Here is a 1,157-nt window from a genome sequence, read left to right as displayed (position 1 = left end):
GTGGGGGGACCTTGGGGGCGGGGTCGGGCCCGGGTTCGGGTTCGGGGCCGGCCCAGGTTCGGCGGGGGCTGCGCCACGTGGCCGCTTCCGCGGGGGTGGTCGCCTGTGTGACGGGGCCGCCGAGCGCGGCCTGGGCGGGCGGTAGTGCGGCAGGGTCGGGCGACACAGCCACGTTGAGGGGTGTCACGGCGCCGACGGATCCGGGCAGCCACCGAGACCTGGGAGACGATCGGAGCCCGGGAGGCGACCGGGCCTGGCCGGTGGACGGCCCGGCCGGGTTGCGCCCCACGGTGTTACGCGGCTTTGAACCGCCTCCGGCTCCCTGGGCGGCGGGGCACCGCGGCGTGGACCTGGCGTCAGCAGAGGGGGCGGTCGTGAAGGCCGCCGCGCCCGGGCAGATCGCGTTCGCCGGGACGGTGGCGGGACGCGGGGTCCTCACCATCGAGGTGGCGGACTCCGGCCGGCCGCCCCTGCACACCACGTACGAACCGGTCCGCGCCACCGTCCGCGAGGGCCAGCGCGTCACCGCGGGGCAGCCGGTCGCCATCTTGGAAGGCGGCCCGTACCACTGCCGCGCGCCCTGCCTCCACTGGGGCCTGCGCCGGGGTGCGACGTATTTGGACCCGCTCTCACTGCTGCCGCCGGCGGCACTGGGCAACGGCCCGTCGCGGCTGCTCCCGGTCTTCGGCATCCCCGAACCCAAGGCCGTCCCGGAGCCTGGACTCACACGTTCGCATCGTGAGCGGCCGGCACCAACGGCTCACCAGAGCACGGACGCGCCGACGGATGCCACAGGCGCGGCCCTCGTCGGTGCGATCGCCCTCTGCGGCACCGCGCTATGGGCCTTCGGCCGCCTCCGCTTCGGGGTCGGGGGTAGGGGGATGGGATTCCGGTGGACCGGCAGCCGACGGCTCCGTGATCAGCGGCGAAAAGCCGTGCACTGAGGCCGTAAGGGAAGAAGAGGCAGAGGAGAGAAGCAAGGAGGGCAGCGGCAGGAGTGCGGGGAAGGCAGGCGCGCGGGGAGCGTGTGGACTGGCCGCGTGCCGGTACGGGCGGCGGCGTAGCAGCCGCGCGGAGTCGCGCCGGGGTGGGGGTGGGACTGCGGGAGGGCGCGGGCGCGGGGCTTGAGCGCGGGGCGTGGGGCGTGGGCGCGGAGG

1 protein-coding gene is annotated in these 1,157 nt (G+C 75.9%); it reads left to right on the top strand.

The window, feature by feature from the left end; translation table 11 throughout:
• The first annotated feature begins 374 nt into the window (after positions 1-374).
• Positions 375-944: a peptidoglycan DD-metalloendopeptidase family protein gene (locus ADL22_RS36970; RefSeq protein WP_420711561.1), complete on the top strand. Its 570-nt coding sequence runs from the start codon at positions 375-377 to the stop codon at positions 942-944.
• Positions 945-1,157: the final 213 nt, after the last annotated feature.

Source organism: Streptomyces sp. NRRL F-4489 (assembly GCF_001509485.1).
GTDB lineage: Bacteria > Actinomycetota > Actinomycetes > Streptomycetales > Streptomycetaceae > Streptomyces.
The sequence above is the reverse complement of the archived record's forward strand: the minus strand, read 5'-3'. Positions and strand labels throughout refer to the sequence as shown.